Genomic DNA, 22,233 nt, shown 5'->3' with positions numbered 1-22,233 from the left:
TATTGAGAATATAAAGTTTAAGATTAATTAAAAAGTGAGAATAATTAATATTTAGTTATAGAAGGTCATAAAAAAAGTGCCATATAATCATGATGATGAGATATGGCACTTTTTAGATATAGATCAAATGAAAAACGCTATCTCTCAAGATAGCGTTTCTTATTTTTAGTTAGCAGTTTGTTTTTTTGTTATATTCATCATGATAGATAGTAAGATATATACTAGTATAATAATAGGTATAGCTAGATATAATAAAGTAACTAGTAGTACTAATGACAGTAACATAAATCCTATCTGAAGTTTATAAGCTCCTAGATTATTAGGTTTTATTTTTAATGAGAACAATGGTAGTTCTGCATTCATGATGATAGCACTTAATATACTAATGACTACTAATAAATAAGGATTACTTAATAATGAGATAATCTCTTCAGACTTGGTTGTAGAGATAATCATCGGAATACTTAAGATAAATAATGCATTACCAGGGGTAGGTAATCCAATAAAAGAATCAGTTTGTCTAGTATCAATGTTGAATTTAGCTAATCTATACGCCGCTCCTAATGTGATGATAAATCCTAAGTATGGAACTACTCCCATATAGTAGGTCTCTGGTGTAAGGTTATAGATCTCTTGGTTTTCTTGAATATTAGCAAGCATCTTATAAACTACTAATCCTGGAACTACCCCACTAGTCACCATATCAGCTAGTGAGTCTAACTGTAATCCCATCTCACTTTTTACATTTAAGATACGCGCTACGAAGCCATCCCAATAGTCAAAAAAGATTCCAATACATACCCATAAGAAAGCCATGTGTATATTATCATCAAATGCATACACTAACGCAATTAATCCTGAAAGTAAGTTTAATAAAGTGATAGCATTAGGAATGTGTTTTTTCATAACTGAAATTTATTTGTTTATATAAACTCTATAAAGTTTAATTGTATTTATTGATACAAATGTATCATAAAGTTACTAAATTTTATAGTGTTTATAAGGATTACTTTAGATAATGCCGTTTATCTTTACAGATGTTTTTATTATTCTGTGTACTCTATTTAGGTAACTATACGTTTATTAGATATTTATTATCTTTGGTATATAGAGAATAAGGATACATTAGATAAATATAATTACAGGATAAAAGTAGTTATGATTAGTACTATACTTATAGTAGTACGAGACATCTATTAAAGATGAGATTATTCTTCAAGAAGTTTTAAATATTAGAGCTACTCTACCAAGAGTAGGTACTCGAAAACTTCAACATATGTTACAAGAACGCTTAGGTTCACACAATATAAGCGTAGGAAGAGATTATCTGTTTGATTTATTAGACAGTCATAAAATGTTGGTTAGACAACGAAAGCGCAAAGCATATACAACAGACTCCAGAGCTTGGAGAGGACAGTATTTAGACTTGTATAATGGAGTAAAAGTTACCAGGCCAGAACAATTTTGGGTAAGTGATATCACCTATATCAGGTTAAATAATACTTGGGGCTATTTAAGTTTAATCACAGATGCTTATTCTCATAAAATAATGGGCTATAGTTTTAGTTTAGATTTAACTACTAATGGATGCTTACAAGCCTTGAAAATGGCATTAAAGAACAGGATTTATACAGAGAAGCTTATTCATCATTCAGATCGAGGATGTCAATACTGCAGCAGTATTTATACTAAATTACTGATAGAAAACAACATATCTATTAGTACAACACAAAGTGGTGAACCAAGAGATAATGCCATAGCAGAGCGAGTAAATGGTATAATTAAAGGTGAATTTGATTTAAACTATTCAAGTTTAGGTTATCAGAAAACGATTGATAAAATTAAGAATAGTATAGAAGCTTATAACCAAATTAGACCTCATGATAGTTGTGATAGGTTAACTCCAAATCAAGCTCATTTAAAGACAGGTGTTCTTGCTAAGAGATGGAAGAATTATTACAAGACTAATAAACAAAAAAAACAACCTGTACAGTAATAAAAGGATTAATAAAAATCTGTACAGTATTAAGTAGGATTATTAACTATAGCTGTACAGTTATAGTAGGACGAGACAGGTTTTAGTTGTGTTGAGTCCGTCATGAGTCCATCATGAGTCCATAGTGAGTCCGTTTTATAGACAGTTTTAACGGAGGCACCATGGTGATATCATGTTGATATAATTTAGTTCTTGCGAAGAAGATAGAAAGAAGAGGAGAACATCTGTTGAAGAGATGTTCTTTTTTCGATAGTGCAGAGAGAGGTTATTTTTAAATAGCATAGCATATATGTTTTTATTGTAAATCAGAGATTAGTAAAGTATTTTTGTAAGAGCCAAATAGAACGCTTAGTTATAAATCAAGAAGAATACATGATAAAAAAAATGACATATCTGCTTTTCTGCCTTTTTATGGTGCAGATGGCTTTCTCTAAAGAACGACCACTCTCTGATAGAGCAGAGATAAGTGTACTTACTTGTGGTACAGGAGATGAATTGTATTCTCTATTTGGTCATACAGCGATACGTGTGAATGACCCTTTTGAAGGAATAGATAGAGTGTATAATTATGGTATGTTTGATTTTAGAACACCTAACTTTTATGGAAAGTTTGTGAAGGGAGACCTTTTATACTATGCAGATTACTCTACGTATAGAAACTTCATTGGGAGTTATGTATATGATAATAGAGCGGTGTATGAACAAGCATTAGACTTGACTCCAACTCAGAAAGAAGAGATATGGCAAAAACTGAACGAATCCTTAGAAGAAGATAATAAGTTTTATATCTATAAGTTTATAGATCAGAACTGTACTACTAAGGTGGTGGATATTATTAATAGTAGTATCTCTACACCTGTAAAAGTAGATGTGGAAGGAAACACTGCTACTTATAGAACTATCTTAAACTCGTATCTGAATAAGAGATATTTCGAGATGCTTGGGATTAATTTAATATTTGGTTCTAAGGTAGATGCTCATTCTACTTTATTGTTTCTACCAGATAAGTTTATGCAAGGATTAGCAGAAACTAAAGTCAACGGAAAACCTTTGGTTCCTGAGACAGTCACTGTTTTTAAGCCAGAAGTACCTGTAGAAAAATCAGGTATAAGCGTAAACTCTATGTGGTTCTTTAGTCTTGTCGTTTTAGTACTAGCAGGGCTAATGACTCAGAGAGGCGTTAGAAGTGTGTATTTTGTCATCTTGGGGCTTTTAGGTATTTTCTTTTTTGCAGTTGGTTTTTACTCTCTACATGGCGAACTGTTAAGTAATAATACAGTGCTACTGTGTAGTCCTATATTTTTAGTGCTACCTTTTATAAGAAAGAATGTCAAGATAGCTAAGTTACTTCAGTTGTTAACTTTAGTTTGCGTAGTTTTGTATATCGTATTGAATATTACTAGCGATAAGCTATTAGTGACCTTGCCATTAGTATTGTTGACCCTTGTGAGTTTGGCTATAGAGATGCGTATCGCTAAGAAGTATAACAAGTAGACCTAATCAGAAAAAATAATATAAAGATATGTTCGGATTATTTAAATCTAAACCAGAGCTTAAAACATTAATTCCAAATAATTATGTAGATATTCACTCTCATTTAATGTTTGGTATTGATGATGGAGCGCAGACTAAAGAGGATACAAAGACTATTATAGAGTCTATGAAAGCGATGGGCTTTGACCAAGCGATTACCACTCCACATACTACACCGCTAGTATGGGATAATACAAAAGAAAGAATATTATCTAAATATGATGAGGTATTAGAGGTACTACCTACAGAGGCGGAGTCTCTTCAGCTGAGAGTAGCATCTGAGTATATGATGGATGAGAGCTTCTTGCAACGCATTCATTCAGAGAAGCTATTGACATTAAAAGATAATTATGTATTAGTAGAAATGTCTTATATCAACCCTCCTATACAGTTAATGGATATTCTATTTCATTTAAAATCGAATGGGTATGAGATTATCTTAGCGCATCCAGAGCGTTATAACTTCTATCACAAGAATACAGAGATGTATAAGAAGCTTAAAAAATCTGGGTGTAAGTTTCAGATGAACTTATTGTCTACTACAGGATATTATGGAAGTCATGTATTAGAGGCTGCAAACTATCTGTTGAACAATGATATGATAGACTTCGTAGGATCTGATATTCACCATACAAAACATATCAAAGGCTTTGATGCTAAAATACAGATTAAAGAAGTGAAGAACTTCGAGAAAGCAATAGCTAATAATATCTTCTTTAAGAAATAAAGAATTGCTGATTGTATAAAATAAGAAAGGGATCGCGTGAGCAATCCCTTTTGTTTTTCTGTCTATTTTCTGATTAGTTGTTTACAACTTCACCTTTAATGCGTAGTGCTACTACACCGTTAGTATAGTTCACAGCATTAGATTCTACAGTGATCGTTCTACTGATTTTACCAAGAGCCATATTATACTGTACGTCTATTTTACTTTTTTGACCTGGTAAAATTGGTTCTTCAGGTTTAGAAGGCACTGTACATCCACATGTAGATCTTACAGCTGTAATGATTAATGGCTCATCACCAACGTTAGTAAACTCAAAAGTTCTAACTCCATTATCTTTCCCTCTTACAACAGTACCGTAATCGATAGTATTGTTCTCTGCTTTAAACTCGATTTTTGGTCCCTTTTGTGCGAATGTTACTGCACTTGTCAAAACCAAAACTAATAATGCTAAAATGTTTTTCATTATTTTTCTATTTGTTGTTTTGTAAAATTAAAAACTTTAGGAATACTCGCAAATAAAAATAAACATTTAAAGTAATGTGTTATCTTTTGTAATTACATAGTAATCCATATTTTTGCATAATACAAAGGTACGTAAAAAGAAACAGTGCTTAGATTAAAATTTGATTAAAGTATTGTTATCTTTGGATGTGTCTTTAAAAAATGTTAAAAACAAGTAAAATTAATAAGTAAATGACAATTCCTGCACAATTTGACGCGAAGCAAGTAGAGCAAAAATGGTATCAGTACTGGATGGAGAACAATTTTTTCCACTCAACTCCTGACCACAGAGAGCCTTACACGATTGTAATCCCTCCACCGAACGTGACTGGGGTATTACACATGGGACATATGTTGAACAATACGATTCAAGATGTATTAATACGTCGTGCTCGTTTAAAAGGGCTTAACGCTTGTTGGGTACCTGGAACGGATCACGCCTCTATCGCTACTGAAGCTAAAGTCGTCGCAAAATTGAGAGAGCAGGGTATCAATAAAAACGATTTAACACGCGAAGAGTTTATGGCACATGCGTGGGAGTGGAAAGAAGAGTACGGAGGAGTGATCCTTGAGCAACTTAAGAAATTAGGATGTTCTTGTGATTGGGATCGTACGAAGTTTACTATGGACCCAGAGATGTCTGAACAAGTGATAAAAGTATTTGTTGACCTATACAACAAAGGATTAATATACAGAGGATACCGTATGGTAAACTGGGATCCTGAAGCGAAGACTACTTTATCTGATGAGGAGGTAATCTATGAAGAGCGCCAAGGGAAACTATACCACTTAAAATACCAAATAGAAGGTTCTAATGAGCATTTAGTTATCGCGACTACACGTCCTGAGACTATCTTAGGAGACTCAGCTATTTGTATTAATCCTAATGATGAGCGTTATGCGCACTTAAAAGGAAAGAAGGCTATTGTACCTATCTGTAATAGAGTGGTGCCTATCATCTTTGATGAGTATGTGGATATGGAATTCGGAACAGGATGTCTTAAAGTGACACCTGCTCACGATGTAAACGATAAAGACTTAGGCGAGAGACATAACTTAGAGATAATAGATATCTTTAATGCTGATGCGACACTTAACGAATTAGGTATGCATTATGCTGGTAAAGACCGCTTCGTAGTGCGTAAAGAGATAGAAGTGGAGTTAGAATCTATCGGAGCTTTAGATAAAGTAGAAAACTATGTAAATAATGTAGGTACTTCTGAGCGTACAAAAGCTGTTATCGAGCCAAGACTTTCTGACCAATGGTTCCTTAAGATGGAGCAATTGGCTAAGCCTGCACTTGATGCTGTTATGGAGACTGAAGATGTGAAGTTATACCCGAGTAGATATAATAATACTTACAAGAGCTGGTTAGAGAATATCCGCGATTGGAATATTTCTCGTCAGTTATGGTGGGGACAACAGATACCTGCTTATTACTATGGAGCTGGTAAAGAGGATTTCGTAGTAGCAGAGACTATTGAAGCAGCTGTTGAATTAGCAAAAGTAAAGTCTGGTAATGCAGCTTTAACCGCAGCTGATTTAAAACAAGATGAAGATGCTTTAGATACTTGGTTCTCTTCTTGGTTATGGCCAATGTCTGTATTTAATGGAATCACAGATCCAGAGAATGAAGAGTACAACTATTACTATCCAACAAATGACTTAGTGACTGGACCAGATATTATCTTCTTCTGGGTGGCACGTATGATTATGGCAGGATATGAGTATACTGGTAAGAAACCGTTTACGAATGTATATTTTACTGGTATTGTAAGAGATAAATTACGCCGTAAGATGTCTAAATCATTAGGTAATTCTCCTGATGCATTAGGATTAATAGACAAATTCGGTGCTGATGGTGTACGTGTTGGATTATTATTATCAGCCTCTGCGGGTAATGATATTATGTTTGATGAAGAATTATGTGCTCAAGGGAAAGCCTTTACTAATAAAGTGTGGAACGCATTCCGTCTAATCAAAGGATGGGAAGTATCTGAGACATTAGTACAACCTGAGTCTGCAAAAGTATCATTAGCATGGTATGAAGCGAAGTTACAAAGTGCTTTAGTAGAGATAGAAGATCACTTCTCTAAATACAGAATTTCGGATGCATTAATGACAATCTATAAATTAGTATGGGATGACTTCTGTTCTTGGTTCTTAGAAATGATTAAACCTGGATACCAACAACCAATAGACAAAGCTACTTTTGACAAGACTATCGAGTTGTTAGAAGCTAATCTTAAGTTGTTACATCCATTTATGCCATTCTTATCAGAAGAGATTTGGCAGCATATTAATGAGCGTACAGCTGCTGATGCATTAGTAGTATCTGCATGGCCAGAGATGAAGTCATTCGATGAGAACTTGATTAAAGAGTTTGAATTCGCTACTGAAGTAATCGCTGGTATCCGTACTATCAGAAAAGATAAGAATATTTCGTTCAAAGAAACGATAGATTTAAAAGTAATCAACAACGAGAAAACATCTACATACTTCGACAGTATCATCTCTAAATTAGGTAACATAGTTGCTATAGAGTATGTAACAGAGCAAGTAAGTGGTGCGCTATCTTACCGTGTGAAATCTAATGAGTACTTCATTCCTGTAACAGGAAGTGTGAACTTAGAAGAAGAAATCGCGAAGTTAGAAGAAGAGTTGAAATACTTAAAAGGATTCTTAAAATCTGTACAAGGAAAGCTATCGAACGAGAAGTTCGTAGGTGGTGCACCTGCTCAGGTTATCGAGAACGAAAGAAAGAAAGAAGCAGATGCTTTAGCTAAAATAGCAACTATCGAACACAGCTTAGCTGGATTAAAATAGTCTAGTATCTCTTAGATATAGAAGCCTCTAGTTAGTTCACTAATTAGAGGCTTTTTTTTATCTTCGTATGTATGAAAATAAATGTACACACTCATCATATTACAGGGCAGCAGGGGATAGTAGAAATCATCAATCAGTATCCTCTAACAGTGGATAATACTCTTCCTACTTATACTGTTGGGATACATCCATGGTATATCCATGAAGAACGTCTAGAGGAAGAGTTTGCCTTGTTAGAAGAGCAGTTACAACAGCCAAATTGTTTAGCGATAGGAGAGTGTGGATTAGATAAGAAGATCAATATTTCGTTAAATCTACAGATAGAAGTATTTAAGAGGCAATTACTACTTGCAGAAAAGTATAAAAAAGCAGTAATTTTGCACGTCGTTTCAGCTTATCAAGAAGTTATACAGATCAAGAAGGAGATGAGGATGACGGTTCCTCTTATAATACATGGTTTTAATAAAAAAGAACAGGTAGCAGAGAGTTTGTGGAAGAATGGGTTCTATTTGTCTTTTGGTAAACATCTTATTTATAACGAGACATTGAGGAATACCTTTTTGAAAGTACCAAGAGAGCAGTTGTTTTTAGAAACAGATGATGCTAAGGAGATAACCATAGAGGATGTATATACTGTAGCAAGTGCATTAGATACTAATATAGAAGCGATCATAGAACAGAATTATAAAACAGTTTTTAATAGATAACATCAGTCTTAGATTGATATAATAAGTAGAATAAATGGCAATTTGGCAAGAAAGAGCAGAATTACTTTTTAAGGAAGAAGGATTGCAAAAACTAAAAAATGCAAAAGTATTAGTCGTTGGATTAGGAGGAGTTGGATCATTTGCAGCAGAGTTTTTAGCTAGAGCAGGAGTAGGAAATATGACTATCGTAGATGGAGATACTGTGGATATTACGAATATCAATAGACAGTTGCCAGCTTTACATTCTACTATAGGTATGCCAAAAGTGAAAGTTGTAGGAGATAGACTGATGGATATCAATCCAGAGCTTAACTTGATTCGTATAGAAGAGTTTATTTCTCCTGAGCGTGCTCATGAGATTGTGACAGAGGACTTCGATTATGTATTAGATTGTATAGATAGCATTACACCTAAGATTAACCTTATTTTGGCAGCTAAGCGCAAGAAGGTAAAGGTAATCAGTGCGATGGGAGCAGGAGGAAAGATGATGGCAAATAAGATCGTTATTAAAGATATCAGTAAAACTGATGTATGTCCATTGGCAAAACAAATTAGAAAGCGCTTAAAGAAAGAAGGGATATCTTCTGGGGTAAAAGCAATATTCTCTACAGAGAAACCTGATGAGAGTAGCTTAAAGATGACAGATGGTAGTAACTTTAAAAAGTCATTCTTTGGGACGAATAGTTGGATGCCAGCCTTGTTTGGTTTGAACTCAGCAGAACATGTAGTAAGATATATCTTATCGAAATAATAAAGTAAAAAGGCTGTAAATCAATTAGATTTACAGCCTTTTTTAGTAAGGGAAGAATTGCTAGTATTTTGTTGTTGAATTGTTGTTTCCCTTATGGGGACTTATTATGAAATTTAGTAACCTATTGTGAACTGTGTGTTTTTAAACTGTTCATTCTCTACCTCATCCACTATAGCGACAGCTACATCCTCTACAGATATTCTGCTTCTACATTCGCTATCATAGACAGGAGTATTGCTACTTAGTCTAAAGTGTCCTGTTCGCTTTCCAGGATTTTGGGGATTCATTTCTATCGCAGGGCTAAAGTATGTCCATATAAAACTATTTTCTTTACTTAATGTGTGTTCAAAATAGTCTCTTACAGCTGTAGCACCTGGTTTAATAAAATCTGGAAAATCTGCTGAGTCTACTAATTGTAATCCCGGTTTGATATACAATGTACCTGCTCCCCCGATGACAATTAAACGCTCTACTTTAGCTTCTTTTACAGCATTGTGTATAGTCTGTATTCCTGTTGTGAAGTCTTCATATAGGTTGGGATTTGACCATCCTGCATTGAAAGCACTGATGACTACATCTGCACCTGTTATTATCTTCACGAGTTCTTTTTGATCTGTTATATCTAATGCTACTTTTTTTACTAAAGCGCTATTAGATATTGTTGAGGTATTTCTAGCGATTGCTGTAACGTTGTATTGACGTTGTATCAATTCGTTTAATATAGCACTACCTACATAACCAGACGCTCCTATCAAAACTATATTTTTCATACATTGTTATTTTTATAAGACAAAGGTACAGAGGAGTAATGGTTTAAAAATAGAAAGCCGACTTAATCTAGAAATTTCTTAATCTAGGTTAAGTCGGCTAATATTGTATAAAGGCTGTTTCTTGCTTAATAAGCAGGTATAACCTCAGCAACCATAAGACCTTGTAGTATAAATATCAAAAGTGATAGTCCCCATAAAAATACAAAAGCTAGTTTCTGTAAAATGGGCTGTTTAACTCCTGCTTGCTTTTGTGCTTTTTGTAGCATTAGCATCGGCATGATTAAAGCAAGGACTACTAATGGGATAGACGCGTATCCTAGTGCTATTACGAATCCGTCAGGATAAAATACTGCAAATACTAATGGAGGAATAAATGTCAATAGCATTGCAGACATTGTATTCTTGATTAGTGGTTTGTTTTTCCCTAAATCTTGGATATAATCCTTTAAAGCCATGGCTACACCCCAGAAAGAAGTAAGTAATGCTGCAGAAGCAAATAGTGTAAAAGAAACACCAATCATCTTTGAGTTGTGTACTTGTTTTACTGCTTTTAATAAGCCTTCCATTTTAGAGTTCTCTTGTAGTATAGCAGTAAAGGTATTACTATCTAAGTTTCCTAAGAATGTAAGTTCCCATACTAAGTATAATATAAGAGGAGTGATACTTCCGATTAAAAATACGAGCTTTAGTTGTTTGATATTTCCGTCTAAGTATTTTACCAATGTTGGAATGACTACATAGAACCCAAAGCTAGTAAAGATTACAGGAATAGTGGCTAATACAGGAATACTAGAAGTAGGTAAATGTTGTAAGTGAATCATTTCTACTTTAGGTAATAATAATGCCATTACAATACACAAGAAAATTAGCTTAGTTGTGAATACTATCTTATTACTGAAGTCAACAACACGTGTACCAAATGCTATGATACTACCAAATATTGCTGTAAATAGAAAAGCAGAAGTATGAGATGATATTTTTACTTGTAGCCAATTCTCTAAGTTAGTTCTAAATATTTCACCTCCTCCTGTGATATAGGCACTTACTAAGGCATACATCAGTATCAGCATACTTAGCGCTGTAGCAACAGCTCCTGAGTTACCTAGGTATTTTACTGTTAAGGTATTTAATCCATCTGTAGGAGGGTTGTATTTATATACATCCACCAGAAGTATAGCAGTATAATACATAGCAAACCAAATGCAGAACAAGATAAAGGCCATAAAGGTAAAGCCTACACTTGCTGATATAATGGGCATTGCTAACATTCCTGCTCCGATTGTCGTTCCTGCGACAATAAGAATACTTCCGATAATTTTTTGCATTTCTATTTATTTAAATTTATTTAATTCGTCGAATTTATTTTTTGTTTCATTAGTCTAAAATAGGGAGTACTCCCGCTGTCATTAAAACTTGTATTACTAAGATGCTTGTTCCAAAAGCAAAAATCAGGCTAAAAGCTATCTTTTGTAAAAAAGATATAGTCTCTTGTCTTTCTTTCTTGACTTTGATATACATCAGTACAGGAATAAACAAAGAGGTTATCACTACAGAGATAGCTGCATAGCTTAGTGCTATCACAAAACCTTTAGGATAGTAAAGTGCGAATAATAATGGAGGTATAAAAGTAATTAAGTAAATAATTACTTTATTTTTTCCAAAAGCCTTCTTTTTACTTAAATCTTTTACATAATCAAATAGTGCTAATGCTACTCCTAAGAAAGAAGTAAGGATAGCTGCTGCAAAGAAAATGTTTAGAGGAATATTCATCCACTTAGATTCAGATATACCATTTACAGCTATGATGACAGCTTCTAAGCCTTGTGTCTCTTTTATAATTGTGAAGAAGGTATTAGAGTCTATACTTCCCAAGATAGATAGTTGCCAAATGATATACACGATTAGAGGTAATAGACTACCATAGATAAACGCTTTTTTAAGTAGCTTAATATCACCGTCTAAATATTTTACCATACTCGGTACCACAATATGAAAACCAAATGAAGTAAAAATAACAGGAATAGAGGAGAAGAATAGCTTACTCTCTATAGGCAGCTGTATAAGGTTATCTATTCTGACATAACCAACCATTACAATAATAACAATCAAGAGAAAGATTAGTTTGATAATAAATATCCACCTTGTAGCAATATCTACTATTCGAGCACCTAGACCAACTATACCACCAAATAATATTGTAAAGATAAAAGCAGTAACCTGTGGACTGATATCAGTCTCTAACCAGTTACTTAAGTTTAGTCTTAGAATATCACTTCCTCCTGCTATATAAGCACTAACTAAGGCATACATCAGTGTTAGCATACTTATCCCTGTAATGATAGAGCCTGCTTTACCTAAGTATTTATAAGTCATCGTACTCAACCCATCTTCAGGGTTATTGTCTTTATATGTTTCTACTAATAGAATAGCGGTATAACACATCGTTAACCATATCAAGATCATTACTATCGTAATGCCTGTAAATCCTACTCCAGACGAAATAATCGGCATGGCTAACATTCCACCTCCGATTGCTGTACCCGCTATAATAAGGGAACTACCTATAAGTTTACTATTCACTTTGAGTTTATGTTTTTAGTTTGATTGTTGTAAAAAAAATAAATATATGTTTTTATTATTTACTACAACACTCAAATATGTTTATTTGTATTAAAATATTTTGATTTTTTTTAAGCTAAAAAGTTGTTAAATAGAATCTGATTACGTAAAAACGACTTGATAACCAAACATTGTTTATCTTTGTTTATACACAAAATAAGAGAGTATGAGTACCCTAAATTTAGAGCAAGAATTAAAAGCTAAAAAGATTAATCCTACTGCAATGCGCTTATTGGTTCTAAAATTTTTGAAGCAACAAAAAGGTGCAGTATCACTTGCTGATATAGAGGCAAGCTTTGAACAATCTGATCGTGTAACGTTATATAGAACCGTAAAGACATTTGAGAGCAAAGGTTTGCTTCATAGTATTACGACTAATAATATTACACAGTATGCATTATGTGCTCAGGGGTGTGATGAAAAGAATCATCACGATACTCATCTACATTTTGTGTGTAATAATTGTAAAAAGACAATCTGTTTAACACAAGTATCTATACCTAAGATAGAAGTACCGGCTGGTTTTCAGCTAGATGATATAGACGTAGTAGCTAAAGGGGTGTGTAAGGAGTGCAAGCCCTAAAATCGACAATATCGATACTTAGAGATGATATGTGTAAGAATGGTAACAGCGTGAATTCTAGAGTTCTCAATAAACCAAGTGTGCGTGTTTAAACCACCGCATACTACACCTGCTAAATATAAGTTCGTCACATTTGTTTCCATAGTTTCTGTATTGTAAGTAGGAGTCTGATTAGCATCATTAGATATTGTAACTCCTAATTGTTTTAAAAAAGCAAAGTTAGGACGATATCCTATAAGTGCAAGGACAAAGTCGTTTTTTATTATTATTTCTTTGTTATTTGTGTTGATTATAACCGTATTATCAGTTATTTCTTTAATATTGCTGTTGAACAGAGCAGTGATACTTCCTTCTTTAATTCTATTTTCAATATCAGGTTTTACCCAGTATTTCACATGAGAGCTAATTTCTTTATCTCTTACAACCATAGTGACATTTGCTCCTTTGCGATAGCATTCTAAGGCTGCATCTACTGAAGAGTTACTTGCACCGACCACCACTACATCCATACCGGCATAATAATGTGGATCTGTGTAGTAATGAGAAACTTTAGATAAGTCTTCACCTGGTACATTCAATGGATTAGGAATATCATAAAATCCAGTCGCTACGATAATGTCTTTAGCTGTATAATTATCTTTAGAAGTTTTGACATCGAATAATCCTTCAGAGTTTTTAGTCGTCTCTAAGACAGTTTCGAATAAGTTTATCGTTAGTTCATTCGTTGTTACTACTCTGCGGTAGTATTCTAAAGCCTCACTTCTACGAGGTTTATTCTCTTTACTAATAAAAGGGATCTTGTCTAGCTCTAATAGTTCTGACGAAGAGAAGAACTGCATATTGACAGGATAGTGATATAAAGAATTAACTAGACATCCTTTCTCTATGATTAGATAAGAAAGTCCATTCTTCTTAGCTTCTAGTCCACAGGCTATACCTATAGGACCACCTCCTATAATTATAATGTCAAAATGCTTCATTGTATCTATTTTCTATTCGCAAAAACCAAAGTTACGGCTTTATTCTTATTCCTTTAGTAATGCTCCAAAAAAAAAGGAGCTACTCATTAAAGAGTAACTCCTAATTTTTATGCTAATTAAAGACTATTTAGTAGCTTTAGTAGTAATTTTAATTTTGATACCATCATTGATGATTTTGTCTCCTGCTAAATCTTTGATAACTGAACCAGAGTTAAAGTTAACTCCCCATTTAGTTCTGTCGATTTCAAACTCTTCAGAAGCAATAGTTACATCAGCATCACTTACAGTTACAACTGCAGGGAATGAAATAGCATTAGTTACTTCTTTTAAAGTTAAGTTACCTGTAACTACTTGTTTTCCATCTGCTTCAGCAATAGAAGTTAATTCGAATGTTGCTGTTGGGAATTTTGATACATTGAAGAAATGATCTGCTTTTTCTTCAGAACTTCCTTTTAAGTGTCCCTCTAAACCAGCTTTCATTTCTGCGTCAGTAATATCAGTAACCACGATAGAGTTCATGTCAATTACAAACTTTCCATTAGTAACTTTTCCATCTTTTACAAAAACTTCTCCTTCTGATAAAGCTATTGTTCCTGTGTGGTTGTCACCAGATACTTTTCCACCAACCCAATCAATTTTTGAATCAGCAGTAGCTACTTTGTAGCTCACTGCATCAGCAGCAGGTGCAGTTACTTCTTGTTCTGTTGTAGTTGTTGCTTTATCCGCATTTTTGTTTCCACAAGATGCTAGAGTTAATGTAGCGATTACAGCTAACGATAATACAATTTTTTTCATTTTATATGCTAATTTGTTAATACAAATATACATGCTTAAATAAGAATAAGCAATCAGTCAGAAAAAAATGACTACTGATTTTGAGCTAAAAAGCTTTAAAAGTATAATAATTAACATTTTTTTGTACTTTTTGATGAAATTAAATGACAATATCTTCTTTTAAGTGGATAGATTACAAGATGAGCTACTTCTTTAAAATAGAGTAATAAAAAAATGGGGTGTTTATTACTAAACACCCCATTTAAAGATTTGCATTAAAATATATTACTATTCAGCAATTAATTTACCTTGCATTAAAGCGAAGTGAGCTGGGAATGTACATAAGAAATCGTATGTACCAGCTTCAGTGATAGTAAAAGTAATTGTTTCTGATTGACCTCCACCTAAAGTTTTAGTATGAACTAGTACTTTATCAGCATCTTTAGCTGAGATATAATCTGTATCAGCAGCTTGAGAAGAAGCTTCTGCGAAAGCAGCCATATCAGTACCTTGTTTTAATAGTACCCAGTTATGTCCCATAACAGCTTTGTCCATTTTTCCAGTATGTTTGAAAGTTAAAGTTACTTGTTCTCCTACAGGAACTTTAATTTCATTTTGGTCAAACTTCATATCATCTCCAGCGTTAAGAGAAATTTGTATCCCTGTTACTTCTTCTGGAGCAGCTGGTGTCTCAGCAGGAGTTTCTGTTGGAGTAGTTGTTGTATCTGCTTTTTTCTCACCACATGAGAATAACATTGTACTTGTTGCTAAAACAGCTAAAGCTAAGTTTAATTTTTTCATAATTATTTTATATAATATTATTTATTTATTGAGCGATTAAAAGTGCTCATTTTGAGTACTATAAAGGTACGATAAATAATATTATTGAAGTTTTTTTAATGTTTAAAATTTGTTAAAACTATTGCTGTTCTTTAAAAGATGCCAAAGTATTTAAGAAATTGTCTTTTTGCGCTTCTTTATTTTGTCCTGTAGTCCATGTAATGTATTGATAATTAGCTTTTTTGCCATCTAATATTACTTGGATCATATACATCATATCTTTATCTTGAGACATCAGTAGTTCATATTTCTTTCCAGGTATTCCATTTATTCGGACATCCTCTTGTACTATTATCTCATAGTTTTCTCTTTTGTTATAACTAGCTAAAGATTGTGTAACGTATTCCTCGAAGTTCGCCGTCTTATTTTTGTCTTGATGTGTAGTGATTAAATACATTTGTTTAAACGTATTTCCATATTGGATATCAGCATCAGGATATAATTCTTGCATAGGTGCGAATGTACCAGGTACTTCTATTGTATAAAGATCTAAGACTTTTACATCTTGTGTTGGGGCTACTTTTTGGTTACAGCTGATTAGTGTAAAGAATGCAGCGGCTACTAATGCGATTTTTGTTCTCATAGTCAAAATAAATAAGATTAATTAGATTTTTAAAGTTACTAAAAAGTATTCGTAGCGGATGTTATTATATGGTTATTTTTTAAGTTATTGTTTTAGTGCTACTCATAATTGTGTACCTTAGAAGGGTATTAACTTAAATATAAACAATATGGCAAAATCAGTTTTAATGTTAGCAGGGGACTTCGTAGAAGATTATGAAGTAATGGTTCCTTATCAAGCACTATTATCAGTGGGAGTACAAGTAGATGTGGTATGTCCTGGAAAGAAGAAGAATGAAGTGATTGCTACTGCTATACACGACTTTGTAGGATATCAAACTTATGCAGAATTAAGAGGTCATAATTTTGTGATTAATAAATCATTTGATGAAGTGAATGTAGCAGATTATGATGGACTGTATATCTGTGGTGGGCGTTCTTCAGAGTATATCCGTTTGAATAGCAAGGTGATTGATTTCGTGAAATACTTCTTTGAAAAGAATTTACCAGTAGCTGCTATCTGTCACGGTATTCAAGTATTAACTCCTGCAGGTGTATTAAATGGGAGAACACTAACTGCCTATCCAGCAGTAGGCCCAGATATCACTTTAGCAGGTGGTCATTATAAAGAAGTAGGAGTAGATAAAGCTGTCGTAGACGGTAATTTAGTTACTTCTCCTGCATGGCCTGGGCACCCTGATATCCTTAGAGAATTCTATAAAATGTTAGGTGTAGTGATAGGGTAAGCTTGTCATTATAACTCATAGTTTGCGATGTTCTATAATAAGATTTGCTAAAACATTTCTTATTTTAGCATCGCAAATTTTTTTTAAATATGATTTCAGAAGCACAATTTCAAGCAGAATTAGATATAATTATTAAGAACGCTATACGTGAAGATGTAGGAGATGGAGACCATAGCTCATTAGCTTGTATTCCACCTACAGCTACAGGTAAGGCAAAACTATTAGTAAAGGAAGCAGGGTATATAGCAGGAGTAGAGTTTGCCCAAAGAGTATTGAAGTATGTAGACTCTACTCTAGAAGTAGAAGTGTGCATTCAGGATGGTGCTAAAGTAGAAGTAGGAGATATAGTATTATATATCTCAGGGGCTTCTCAGTCTATTTTAAAGGCTGAGCGATTAATGCTTAATGCGATGCAACGCATGAGTGCTATAGCTACCAAGACCCGCGTATTCGTAAACTTATTAGAAGGAACGGGAACTAAGATACTAGATACGCGTAAGACTACACCGGGTATACGTGCGATAGAGAAGTGGGCAGTAAAGATAGCTGGGGGAGAGAACCACCGTTTTGCTCTTTATGATATGATTATGTTGAAGGATAATCATATTGACTTCGCAGGTGGTATCAAAGAAGCGATTGAAAAGACAAACCAATATCTAAGAGACAATAATAAAGACCTAAAGATAATCGTAGAAGCTAGAAGTATCGATGAGGTGAAGCAAATTTTAGCTTGTGATAATGTTTACCGTATCTTATTGGATAATTTTGACTATGAGATGACGCGTGAGGCTGTAGCACTGATAGGTGACCAATGCCAAACAGAGTCATCAGGTAATATCGATGAGAGCACAGTTAGAGAGTATGCATTATGTGGCGTTAACTATGTTTCTTCAGGAGCATTAACACACTCAGTGTACAATATGGACTTAAGCCTTAAAGCAGTATTGTAGTAAAAGAGAAACATGGCAAAAACAATCAAGAAAATAGTATGTCCTCAGTGTGGGAGTAATCAGGTTGATGAGACTAAGAAAGACCACTATATCTGTAGAAGCTGTAATACACAGTTCTTTCTAGATAATGATGATATTACTATTAATCACAATTATAATACTGGTAAACTGAGTAATGAACAAGGAGTGCAAATCGCTAAAAAAGCCATTATAGGCTTCTCTGTTGTTATCTTTATCTATTTCGGTTATCAGATCAGTAGGTTTGTATTTGCAGATTCTACACCACCTCCTGTTACTACAGTAGAGTCTAGTACTACCCCACCTCCTAAGCGAGATGTGAGATATGTCAATGCTAGTTATTCAGATGTTGCCTTAATGATCAACCCCAAAGGGAAGAATACTATCGTGTTTACAGGGTGGTTTAATGATATCTTTGCAGAGAAGGGCAAGGAAAATGAGGTGTACACGATCTTACTAGATGCGACTACAGGAGAGGAAATTAGTCGTACACTTCTAGAAGTTGATTTATCTATAAAAGGAGCAGGTACACATAGCAGTAGATTAGAGTATTATAGAGGAGCTAATGACGAGCTATTCCTTATCGTGAATAGCTACTATTTGTTTTTGTATAATCCTTCTCAGAAAGTATTTGAGAATGTGACAGAATCTTTCTTTGTTAAGTACCCTGAGTTTGCAGGTGGTGTGGCAGCGATAGAGTCTAGAACTTTTGATCAGTGTCTGACAGTTACGAATAATAAAGGAAAACAATATGCCTTATTTCCAGATATAGATGTTGTACTACCTATAGATAAAATCTCTGCTATATACGATAAGAAATTAACGGATCCAGTTAAGACTACATCCTATAAATTTACACGAATTGGTTTTGATTTTCCAGAAGAAGAAATACAACTGATACAATATGAACATTGGACTCAAAAAGGTTTTCCAAAATACAATGTAAATTTTAGCTGGCGTAAAGATTACGGTAGATCAGGTATATTCACAGAAAAGTCTCCTTATAAGAAAGTTTTAGTGATGCCGTATACTAAATCTAAGGCGAAAATAGTTTCTATTAAAGACCTCACTCCTAATCATACTTATGTAGAGGGAGCGCGTGTGCTAATCGGAGATGCAGAGTCTGTTATCATCGCTGTGAAAATGTCTGTATTGGAAAACGAGACCATAACACTACAGAAGATAAGCGGGGTAGATGGGAGTGTGTTATGGACTAAAAAAACGGACTGGAAAGATATCCGCAGTATTGACGTAGAAGGAGATTATATATTAGTAAGGTTAGACAGTACTAATATTGTTTTAATAAATAAGGATGGAGAGATTATAATGACTTCAGACCTTTATGAACTAAAGACAGTAGGAAAAGAGATATAACTATGGGATTATTCAATATTTTTAAAAAACAGTTAGCTTCTGTTATAGAATGGAAGGATCAACCACAAGATGTCGTTTGGTATCAATTTCCGTCGCCGACAGATGAGATCAAGAATGCATCTAAGTTAATCGTAGCTCCTAGCCAAGGATGCGTATTAGTATACGATGGAAAAGTACAGGATATACTCCTAGAAGAAGGAACTTTTAGTCTGAGTACAGCTAATCATCCTTTTATTACGACATTGATTAATATTCGTCAGAATTTTGAAAGTGAGCATAAGTTAAAAGTGTTCTTCTTTAGACAATCTCAGATTATTAATCAGTCTTGGGGTACACCTAGCGCGATTAAGTATGTAGATAAGCATTATGATATTCCGATAGAATTAGGAGTGAATGGGACATTCTCGTTTAAGATACAGGATATTAACTTTCTTTATAGAGAGGTTATTAGCAATGCGAACGTGTATACAGCGATGGACTTAAAAGATATCCTTATTCAACGCATTCCTCAGGCTATCACTACTTATCTATCAGGAGCCTCATTTGGCTATACTGAGATAGATGCACAGCTAGAAGTAATCTCTACCGAAATCAAGAATAAACTAAATGAAGAGTTTGCTGCTTTAGGGCTTGCATTGACCGATTTTAAAGTACTAGGAACAGTATTCGATACTAAGACCCAACAGCGTATTGCCACTGTGTCTAATATAACTTCTGATGTAAAAGCAGCAGAGGCAGCAGGCATGACGTATGCAGAGTTAGAGAAGCTAAAGGCTCTGAGAGATGCTGCTCGTAATGAAGGTGGGCTAGCAGGGGCAGGAGTACAGATGGGAGCAGGGCTAGAGTTAGGGAAGCAGCTAGGTATAGCCTCTAATCAAGTGCTGGAGCAGTCTGGAGATGATGGACTTCAAGTTTTAAAGAAATTAAATTTATTATTACAAGAAGGAATCATTACACAAGAAGATTATGATCAAAAAAAGAAAGAAATATTATCAAAACTATAGTGTATGAAGTATATTATCGGTTTTATAGTTTGTATCTTAGTACTAATAACAGCATTATATGTTATTTTAGGTTTTTGGGGAATTGAGATGTTTGATTCAGAACATTTAGTCAATACCTATAAGACCATTGGAATAGTAATAGTAGTAGCCTTATTTTTGATTATGGCAGTGAGCTTTTTCTTTAAGCGTGACCATAAAGGTTATGATACAACTAAGGGAAATATAGCACATCCTAAAAAATAGCTTGATAAAAAGAAAAGAGATTAAATGTCGCAGGAAATAGAAGAAAGATTAGACAGAATACCTGTCATACGCACGATAGTCCGGACTTTAAAATGTATTCGTTTTAAGGTGTTAGAGGGGTATTCACTTTATGATTTAATAGAATTGTATGTCTTAGGGATTATAAAGGGAGCATTCTCTTATAGGGCAGGGTCTATTGCCTTCAGTTTCTTTATGGCTTTATTTCCGTTTGCACTTTTTATACTGAACTTGATTCCCTATATCCCGATAGATAATTTTCAGGTAGACTTTATGCACTTTATCGAGAGTTCTGTTCCTCCGAATACCTTTGGTGCGATAGAATCTATTCTAAGCGATATTATGAATAACAGTTATCGCTCTTTACTATCATCCGGATTCTTGTTATCTATATTCTTAATGACGAATGGGGTCTTTGCGATCATAGGTGGATTCGAGTCTTCGTATCACATTATTGTCTCTCGCAATCTGATTAGACAGTATCTTGTCGCATTAGTCTTATCTGTATGTCTAGCTGTACTAGTCATTTTCTCTGTTGCATTCTTTGTGACACTAGAGGTTGTGATGTATAAGTTTAACCTAGATTCTATGCTGATACAGTGGTCTAGAAGTATATTCTTATTGTTAGTAGTACTGATGACTACCTCTATATTATACAAGTTTGGAGCGAAACAAACGAAGCAGGTGTCGTTCATCTCTATAGGGTCTGTATTTACGACCATTCTCTACATTCTTACCTCTTACCTCTTTGGAGTATATGTATTGAGATTTGCCCGATACAATGAGTTGTATGGCTCTATTGGGACGTTATTAGTAGTAATGTTCTACTTGTGGATTAACTGTATGATTCTATTGTTAGGTTTTGAATTAAATTTAGCTATAAGTAAATTAAAGTCAAAAAAATAGCTATATTTGGGTTATAACCTTAAAATTAAACGCTGAACTATGAGAAATTTTTTAACGACAATTGTGTTGGTATTAGCTGTGTCTTTATCAGCACATGCACAAAGTATAGTAGGTAAGTGGAAAACGATAGATGATAGTACAGGAAAAGAGAAGTCTATTGTTGAAATTTACGAGAAAGACGGTAAATATTACGGACAGGTAAAGAAACTTTTAAATCCTTCTAAGCCTAATCCAAAATGTGATAACTGTGAAGGAGATGAGAAGGGAAAACCTATCGAAGGGCTTGTTATTATTAAAGACCTACAGAAAAAAGGAAGTGAATATACAGGTGGTAAAATCACTGACCCAGAGAGTGGTAAACAGTATAAATGTACTGTAAAACTAAATGGAAAGGATAAGCTGGATGTAAGAGGATATATCGGACTATCATTGATAGGTAGAACCCAGACATGGAAAAAAGCAGATTAAAGATAAGTGAAGTATTTCTAAAAGCTATTTTGTCATACTGAGACAGATTATTTAAAATATTTTTAAAAGATATAAAGGTCATTAACACTCGCTAATGACCTTTTCTTTTGGATAGAAGTCTTGTATGGTATATAATCAGGGAGAGGCGAGGGAGTGAAACGTGTTATTATAGCTGTCTAATCAGGAGTAAGGATATTGTTATTCATAAACTCTATTTCTTCAACACTCCTACAACACTTCTTCAACATTGCTTCAACAAACAAGCCTTCTAGTAGAGCAATCTTGGGGTATTGTTGAAGAAGTATTGAAGGAAATCAGGTCATCGCTTATATACACTG

The 22,233-nt window shown here is 34.0% G+C and carries 23 protein-coding genes; 14 read left to right on the top strand and 9 right to left on the bottom strand.

Translation table 11 applies throughout. The features are described 5' to 3' along the window. Positions 1 to 165: 165 nt before the first annotated feature. Positions 166 to 906 (bottom strand): CDP-alcohol phosphatidyltransferase family protein, encoded by a 741-nt coding sequence (locus AABL85_RS09255; protein ID WP_286415640.1) that lies wholly within the window; start codon positions 904 to 906, stop codon positions 166 to 168. 289 nt (positions 907 to 1,195) lie between these two features. Between AABL85_RS09255 and AABL85_RS09250 the strand changes: the two genes are divergently transcribed. The 3 genes from AABL85_RS09250 to AABL85_RS09240 all read left to right on the top strand — a co-directional run bounded on the left by AABL85_RS09250 (position 1,196) and on the right by AABL85_RS09240 (position 4,256). After that, positions 1,196 to 1,996, top strand: coding sequence for an IS3 family transposase (locus AABL85_RS09250; RefSeq protein ID WP_341309931.1), 801 nt, complete (start codon positions 1,196 to 1,198; stop codon positions 1,994 to 1,996). A 384-nt stretch (positions 1,997 to 2,380) separates the two neighbouring features. After that, entirely contained in the window at positions 2,381 to 3,490 is a 1,110-nt protein-coding gene (locus AABL85_RS09245) for a DUF4105 domain-containing protein (protein ID WP_341309886.1), read from the top strand. Positions 3,491 to 3,518: 28 nt separating this feature from the next. Next, on the top strand, positions 3,519 to 4,256 hold the full coding sequence (locus AABL85_RS09240) for a tyrosine-protein phosphatase (RefSeq protein ID WP_341309885.1): 738 nt from the start codon (positions 3,519 to 3,521) through the stop codon (positions 4,254 to 4,256). A gap of 73 nt (positions 4,257 to 4,329) precedes the next feature. On the opposite strand, the gene AABL85_RS09235 is transcribed toward AABL85_RS09240, so the two are convergent. Then, complete coding sequence (locus tag AABL85_RS09235) at positions 4,330 to 4,719, bottom strand: DUF1573 domain-containing protein (RefSeq protein ID WP_341309884.1); 390 nt, start codon at positions 4,717 to 4,719, stop codon at positions 4,330 to 4,332. A 230-nt stretch (positions 4,720 to 4,949) separates the two neighbouring features. Between AABL85_RS09235 and AABL85_RS09230 the strand changes: the two genes are divergently transcribed. From AABL85_RS09230 to AABL85_RS09220, 3 genes are all read left to right on the top strand, one after another. Beyond that, positions 4,950 to 7,583 (top strand): valine--tRNA ligase, encoded by a 2,634-nt coding sequence (locus AABL85_RS09230; protein ID WP_286437132.1) that lies wholly within the window; start codon positions 4,950 to 4,952, stop codon positions 7,581 to 7,583. 71 nt (positions 7,584 to 7,654) lie between these two features. Continuing rightward, entirely contained in the window at positions 7,655 to 8,290 is a 636-nt protein-coding gene (locus AABL85_RS09225) for a TatD family hydrolase (protein ID WP_341309883.1), read from the top strand. Positions 8,291 to 8,324: 34 nt separating this feature from the next. Next, positions 8,325 to 9,041, top strand: a complete 717-nt coding sequence (locus AABL85_RS09220; RefSeq protein ID WP_286415634.1) for a tRNA threonylcarbamoyladenosine dehydratase — start codon at positions 8,325 to 8,327, stop codon at positions 9,039 to 9,041. A 113-nt stretch (positions 9,042 to 9,154) separates the two neighbouring features. Here AABL85_RS09220 and AABL85_RS09215 read toward each other — a convergent pair whose 3' ends face one another. From AABL85_RS09215 to AABL85_RS09205, 3 genes are all read right to left on the bottom strand, one after another. Further along, a complete protein-coding gene (locus AABL85_RS09215) occupies positions 9,155 to 9,811 on the bottom strand; it encodes an NAD(P)-dependent oxidoreductase (RefSeq protein WP_341309882.1) in 657 nt (218 codons plus the stop codon). Positions 9,812 to 9,936: 125 nt separating this feature from the next. Then, positions 9,937 to 11,136 carry an aromatic amino acid transport family protein gene (locus AABL85_RS09210; protein WP_341309881.1) on the bottom strand — a complete coding sequence of 400 codons (1,200 nt, stop codon included), beginning with the start codon at positions 11,134 to 11,136 and terminating at the stop codon, positions 9,937 to 9,939. Between the two features lie 49 nt (positions 11,137 to 11,185). Continuing rightward, the gene (locus AABL85_RS09205; protein WP_341309880.1) at positions 11,186 to 12,391 is read right to left on the bottom strand and encodes an aromatic amino acid transport family protein; all 1,206 of its coding nucleotides are present in this window, start codon (positions 12,389 to 12,391) and stop codon (positions 11,186 to 11,188) included. A 205-nt stretch (positions 12,392 to 12,596) separates the two neighbouring features. Here AABL85_RS09205 and AABL85_RS09200 point away from each other — a divergent pair, with 205 nt between their 5' ends. Next, positions 12,597 to 13,013, top strand: a complete 417-nt coding sequence (locus tag AABL85_RS09200; protein ID WP_286415630.1) for a Fur family transcriptional regulator — start codon at positions 12,597 to 12,599, stop codon at positions 13,011 to 13,013. On the opposite strand, the gene AABL85_RS09195 is transcribed toward AABL85_RS09200, so the two are convergent. The 4 genes from AABL85_RS09195 to AABL85_RS09180 all read right to left on the bottom strand — a co-directional run bounded on the left by AABL85_RS09195 (position 13,010) and on the right by AABL85_RS09180 (position 16,190). Further along, positions 13,010 to 13,993 (bottom strand): YpdA family putative bacillithiol disulfide reductase, encoded by a 984-nt coding sequence (locus AABL85_RS09195; protein ID WP_341309879.1) that lies wholly within the window; start codon positions 13,991 to 13,993, stop codon positions 13,010 to 13,012. The genes AABL85_RS09200 and AABL85_RS09195 overlap by 4 nt on opposite strands. A 123-nt stretch (positions 13,994 to 14,116) precedes the next feature. Next, positions 14,117 to 14,788, bottom strand: a complete 672-nt coding sequence (locus tag AABL85_RS09190; RefSeq protein WP_286437118.1) for a YceI family protein — start codon at positions 14,786 to 14,788, stop codon at positions 14,117 to 14,119. A gap of 267 nt (positions 14,789 to 15,055) precedes the next feature. Beyond that, complete coding sequence (gene azu / locus AABL85_RS09185; protein ID WP_286415628.1) at positions 15,056 to 15,568, bottom strand: azurin; 513 nt, start codon at positions 15,566 to 15,568, stop codon at positions 15,056 to 15,058. Positions 15,569 to 15,686: 118 nt separating this feature from the next. Next, a complete protein-coding gene (locus AABL85_RS09180; protein ID WP_286415627.1) occupies positions 15,687 to 16,190 on the bottom strand; it encodes a hypothetical protein in 504 nt (167 codons plus the stop codon). 148 nt (positions 16,191 to 16,338) lie between these two features. Between AABL85_RS09180 and AABL85_RS09175 the strand changes: the two genes are divergently transcribed. The 7 genes from AABL85_RS09175 to AABL85_RS09145 all read left to right on the top strand — a co-directional run bounded on the left by AABL85_RS09175 (position 16,339) and on the right by AABL85_RS09145 (position 21,895). Continuing rightward, complete coding sequence (locus tag AABL85_RS09175; RefSeq protein ID WP_341309878.1) at positions 16,339 to 16,914, top strand: DJ-1/PfpI family protein; 576 nt, start codon at positions 16,339 to 16,341, stop codon at positions 16,912 to 16,914. A gap of 89 nt (positions 16,915 to 17,003) precedes the next feature. After that, entirely contained in the window at positions 17,004 to 17,864 is an 861-nt protein-coding gene (nadC, locus tag AABL85_RS09170) for a carboxylating nicotinate-nucleotide diphosphorylase (protein ID WP_341309877.1), read from the top strand. A 12-nt stretch (positions 17,865 to 17,876) separates the two neighbouring features. Next, the gene (locus AABL85_RS09165; RefSeq protein WP_341309876.1) at positions 17,877 to 19,256 is read left to right on the top strand and encodes a hypothetical protein; all 1,380 of its coding nucleotides are present in this window, start codon (positions 17,877 to 17,879) and stop codon (positions 19,254 to 19,256) included. A gap of 2 nt (positions 19,257 to 19,258) precedes the next feature. Continuing rightward, positions 19,259 to 20,260: an SPFH domain-containing protein gene (locus tag AABL85_RS09160; RefSeq protein ID WP_006260241.1), complete on the top strand. Its 1,002-nt coding sequence runs from the start codon at positions 19,259 to 19,261 to the stop codon at positions 20,258 to 20,260. A 3-nt stretch (positions 20,261 to 20,263) separates the two neighbouring features. Continuing rightward, positions 20,264 to 20,503 (top strand): hypothetical protein, encoded by a 240-nt coding sequence (locus AABL85_RS09155; RefSeq protein WP_341309875.1) that lies wholly within the window; start codon positions 20,264 to 20,266, stop codon positions 20,501 to 20,503. A 24-nt stretch (positions 20,504 to 20,527) separates the two neighbouring features. Next, entirely contained in the window at positions 20,528 to 21,427 is a 900-nt protein-coding gene (locus tag AABL85_RS09150; RefSeq protein WP_286415621.1) for a YihY/virulence factor BrkB family protein, read from the top strand. A 39-nt stretch (positions 21,428 to 21,466) separates the two neighbouring features. Then, entirely contained in the window at positions 21,467 to 21,895 is a 429-nt protein-coding gene (locus AABL85_RS09145; RefSeq protein ID WP_006267052.1) for a DUF2147 domain-containing protein, read from the top strand. Positions 21,896 to 22,233 lie beyond the last annotated feature (338 nt).

Source organism: Myroides odoratimimus (assembly GCF_038039805.1).
Lineage (GTDB): Bacteria > Bacteroidota > Bacteroidia > Flavobacteriales > Flavobacteriaceae > Flavobacterium > Flavobacterium odoratimimum_B.
The sequence above is the reverse complement of the archived record's forward strand: the minus strand, read 5'-3'. Positions and strand labels throughout refer to the sequence as shown.

Coding starts and splice junctions, on each gene's coding strand:
- AABL85_RS09190 (WP_286437118.1), bottom strand. CDS start 14,788: ATGAAAAAAATTGTATTATCGTTAGCTGTAATCGCTACATTAACTCTA.
- AABL85_RS09255 (WP_286415640.1), bottom strand. CDS start 906: ATGAAAAAACACATTCCTAATGCTATCACTTTATTAAACTTACTTTCA.
- AABL85_RS09230 (WP_286437132.1), top strand. CDS start 4,950: ATGACAATTCCTGCACAATTTGACGCGAAGCAAGTAGAGCAAAAATGG.
- AABL85_RS09145 (WP_006267052.1), top strand. CDS start 21,467: ATGAGAAATTTTTTAACGACAATTGTGTTGGTATTAGCTGTGTCTTTA.
- AABL85_RS09240 (WP_341309885.1), top strand. CDS start 3,519: ATGTTCGGATTATTTAAATCTAAACCAGAGCTTAAAACATTAATTCCA.
- AABL85_RS09150 (WP_286415621.1), top strand. CDS start 20,528: ATGTCGCAGGAAATAGAAGAAAGATTAGACAGAATACCTGTCATACGC.
- AABL85_RS09195 (WP_341309879.1), bottom strand. CDS start 13,993: ATGAAGCATTTTGACATTATAATTATAGGAGGTGGTCCTATAGGTATA.
- AABL85_RS09180 (WP_286415627.1), bottom strand. CDS start 16,190: ATGAGAACAAAAATCGCATTAGTAGCCGCTGCATTCTTTACACTAATC.
- AABL85_RS09210 (WP_341309881.1), bottom strand. CDS start 11,136: ATGCAAAAAATTATCGGAAGTATTCTTATTGTCGCAGGAACGACAATC.
- AABL85_RS09220 (WP_286415634.1), top strand. CDS start 8,325: ATGGCAATTTGGCAAGAAAGAGCAGAATTACTTTTTAAGGAAGAAGGA.
- AABL85_RS09165 (WP_341309876.1), top strand. CDS start 17,877: ATGGCAAAAACAATCAAGAAAATAGTATGTCCTCAGTGTGGGAGTAAT.
- AABL85_RS09155 (WP_341309875.1), top strand. CDS start 20,264: ATGAAGTATATTATCGGTTTTATAGTTTGTATCTTAGTACTAATAACA.
- azu (WP_286415628.1), bottom strand. CDS start 15,568: ATGAAAAAATTAAACTTAGCTTTAGCTGTTTTAGCAACAAGTACAATG.
- AABL85_RS09175 (WP_341309878.1), top strand. CDS start 16,339: ATGGCAAAATCAGTTTTAATGTTAGCAGGGGACTTCGTAGAAGATTAT.
- nadC (WP_341309877.1), top strand. CDS start 17,004: ATGATTTCAGAAGCACAATTTCAAGCAGAATTAGATATAATTATTAAG.
- AABL85_RS09215 (WP_341309882.1), bottom strand. CDS start 9,811: ATGAAAAATATAGTTTTGATAGGAGCGTCTGGTTATGTAGGTAGTGCT.
- AABL85_RS09225 (WP_341309883.1), top strand. CDS start 7,655: ATGAAAATAAATGTACACACTCATCATATTACAGGGCAGCAGGGGATA.
- AABL85_RS09200 (WP_286415630.1), top strand. CDS start 12,597: ATGAGTACCCTAAATTTAGAGCAAGAATTAAAAGCTAAAAAGATTAAT.
- AABL85_RS09245 (WP_341309886.1), top strand. CDS start 2,381: ATGACATATCTGCTTTTCTGCCTTTTTATGGTGCAGATGGCTTTCTCT.
- AABL85_RS09160 (WP_006260241.1), top strand. CDS start 19,259: ATGGGATTATTCAATATTTTTAAAAAACAGTTAGCTTCTGTTATAGAA.
- AABL85_RS09235 (WP_341309884.1), bottom strand. CDS start 4,719: ATGAAAAACATTTTAGCATTATTAGTTTTGGTTTTGACAAGTGCAGTA.